The following is a 2642-nucleotide window of genomic DNA, read 5'->3' as shown; positions in this document are numbered from 1 at the left end:
TTGAACACTATAAAGTTACAACAATTTTCGCTAATCACCAAATTTACAAATAGTTATAATTCATCGAACTCACGTTAATAATAAGTCTTTTCCATTTCTACAACTTCATTTGCATTTTCATCCCAAAAGAGTGTTCCACATTCCTCGCATTTTACATTTGCCTGATGGCTTTCTTCTTCAATAGACATATCATAATATGCAGTATCTTTACAATTAGGGCATACTATGTAAATAACCACTCTACCTTGCTTTTGCTCTAAAGTTGATAGTTTCCAAAAATCGGATTTTATAGACTTAAGTTTTTTGGCGTCTTTTTTATAAGACAACAATATGTTATAAGTGTCAGTTCCCAAATCAAGCAATACAATTCTTGCACCGAGCTTTTCCAATCGCTTGTCAAAATAGGATAACGCAAAGGGTACAAAATCACCTCGTTGGGGGTCTTCTATTTCTTGGTTATACTTTTGGTAGACTTCTTCTTCGGGAACGTCCAACCGGATTCCCAGCATTGATTGCAGGCGGCTGTCGAAGAACCCGTAGAGCATCCCTTCCTTATCTTCTCCACTCCAGTCCACCACCAAAAGGAACTTCTTGTTTGTCAACTCGTCAAACAGGCTTTCATCATCTTTTATAGCCTTCACATTCATTTCTGCAAGTTCTTTTTCTCCAAGAACTTTTGCGAGCATTTTTTTGTAGTTCATAATTCATGTTTTTTATTTGTTGTTAATGGGATGCATCTAATCGCCATTTTAAGGCGATTGAGGTGCGTGTTATGTGCATTTATTTCCAAAAGTTGTCCAGCAAGTGCTTTTCCAAATATCGACTTACAACTCCCCAGCCTTCATTGTCAGGACTATTATACCCCCACATACTTTCAGTAGCATCTTCTAATTTTTCACATGCTTCTGAATATTTTGCTGTTATTTGTTTCCTTTCTTCTGGGGTATAGCCTTTTAGTTCTTCCATTGTTATGGTAAAATACTTACCTTCTCTGCTCCCACGCACGAAATTTACAACTTCACAAAGTTGGTCTTCGTCAAGAGAGAAGGCATCTATATTGAGAGGGAAAATTTGTTCGATATTCTTTGTTGCATCTCCAATTTTGTCCAGTCCAATTTCATACATTGCATGGGATATGTAAGGCAGCAATTCTGTATTTTCTTCTAAAATAATAGGATGAAACGCAGAATAAAGCGAATTTGAGCATTCTCACTGACGGTCAGAGAGTTTGGCTTCGAGTGGCACAGAATGGCGCAAGGGCGTAAAAACGGATTTAGGCGAATTGCAGCAATAGATGCACTTCCAAACCATTACCCGACACCGGATGCACATTTAACACTAACGGTCTCTATTTCTGCGTTCTGCATAGGTTTACATTCTGCCTTTACAACTCCCGTAAACTAATTTTGCATCAAACAAAAAGTAGGATTATGAGGAGTACTTTCAAGACAGTCTTCTATGTAAACGGAAGCAAGGAGAAAAACGGAATTGTCCCCATCATGGGACGGGTTACAATCAACGGGACTATCGCGCAGTTCAGTTGCAAGCAACGCATCTCCAAGGATTTGTGGGATGCCAAAGGCAACAGGGCGAAAGGCAAGAGCCGCGAGGCGGTGGCGGTAAACTATGCCCTTGACAACATCAAGGCGCAGATAACGAAGCATTACCAGCGGCTTTCCGACCGTGAGGCGTTTGTCACGGCTGAAATGGTGCGCAACGCCTATCAAGGCATCGGAACGGAGTATGAAACTTTGTTGCGAGCCTTTGACAAGGAGAACGAGGCGTTTGCCAAACGGGTGGGAAAAGACCGCTCCAAGCGCACGTACCAAAAGTATCTGACCGTCCGCAAATACGTGGCGGAATTCATCAAGCGGCAGTACAAGCGGACGGACATGGCGATGAACGAACTGACGGAGGACTTCATCCGTGACTACTGCCTGTACCTGCGCAACGAGGTCGGGCTGGCGCAATCGTCCGTATGGATATACTCTATACCGTTGAAGCACATTGTCACCACGGCGCACTACAACGGCAAGATACCGAGAAACCCGTTTGCAATGTACCACGTTGACCCCGACCACAAGGAGCGTGGCTTTCTCACGGAGGATGAGATGCGAGCATTGGGCGCAATCAAACTGGACATTCCCAACTTCGCATTGGCAAGGGATTTGTTCCTGTTCGGGTGCTGGACGGGCATTTCGTTCACGGACATTAAGAACCTGACTACCGACAACATCGTTGAAATGAACGGCACACCGTGGATTGTGTCGAAACGCCAAAAGACGGGCGTACCGTTCCAAATCAAGCTGATGGACATCCCGATGCAGATTATCAAACGTTACGAGTCGTTCAGGACTGACAAGCGGCTTTTCAATATCGGCTCGCTTGACATGGTGAACAAGCGTATCAAGGCTGTGGCGAAGAAATGCGGGATAGAAAAGCCGGTTTCATTCCACTTAAGCCGTCATTCATTCGCTGTTTTGGCATTGAATTACGGTATGCCGATAGAGAGCGTAAGCAAGATTTTGGGGCATACGAACATAACCACCACGCAAATTTACGCGAGTGCGCCCAGATTGGTCGCTTGATAAATACTTCTGTAGCAAGAAGTTAGGATTGGGTTCAATATAATCCTATCGTCA

Annotated in this window: 3 protein-coding genes; 1 reads left to right on the top strand and 2 read right to left on the bottom strand. The window is 43.7% G+C overall.

Going from position 1 to position 2642, the window contains the following annotated elements:
• Window positions 1–74: 74 nt before the first annotated feature.
• Window positions 75–701 (bottom strand): DUF6630 family protein, encoded by a 627-nt coding sequence (locus H6B30_RS15810; RefSeq protein ID WP_205112219.1) that lies wholly within the window; start codon window positions 699–701, stop codon window positions 75–77.
• A gap of 79 nt (window positions 702–780) precedes the next feature.
• Complete coding sequence (locus H6B30_RS15805) at window positions 781–1125, bottom strand: hypothetical protein (protein ID WP_205112218.1); 345 nt, start codon at window positions 1123–1125, stop codon at window positions 781–783.
• Between the two features lie 305 nt (window positions 1126–1430).
• On the opposite strand from H6B30_RS15805, the gene H6B30_RS15800 reads away from it, so the two are divergent.
• Window positions 1431–2588, top strand: a complete 1158-nt coding sequence (locus H6B30_RS15800; protein WP_205112217.1) for a site-specific integrase — start codon at window positions 1431–1433, stop codon at window positions 2586–2588.
• Window positions 2589–2642 lie beyond the last annotated feature (54 nt).

This window comes from Marseilla massiliensis, assembly GCF_016899955.1.
Lineage (GTDB): Bacteria > Bacteroidota > Bacteroidia > Bacteroidales > Bacteroidaceae > Prevotella > Prevotella intestinigallinarum.
Note: the sequence above shows the minus strand (reverse complement) of the source record. Positions and strands in the feature narration are given on the sequence as shown.

Coding starts and splice junctions, on each gene's coding strand:
- H6B30_RS15810 (WP_205112219.1), bottom strand. CDS start 701: ATGAACTACAAAAAAATGCTCGCAAAAGTTCTTGGAGAAAAAGAACTT.
- H6B30_RS15805 (WP_205112218.1), bottom strand. CDS start 1,125: ATGTATGAAATTGGACTGGACAAAATTGGAGATGCAACAAAGAATATC.
- H6B30_RS15800 (WP_205112217.1), top strand. CDS start 1,431: ATGAGGAGTACTTTCAAGACAGTCTTCTATGTAAACGGAAGCAAGGAG.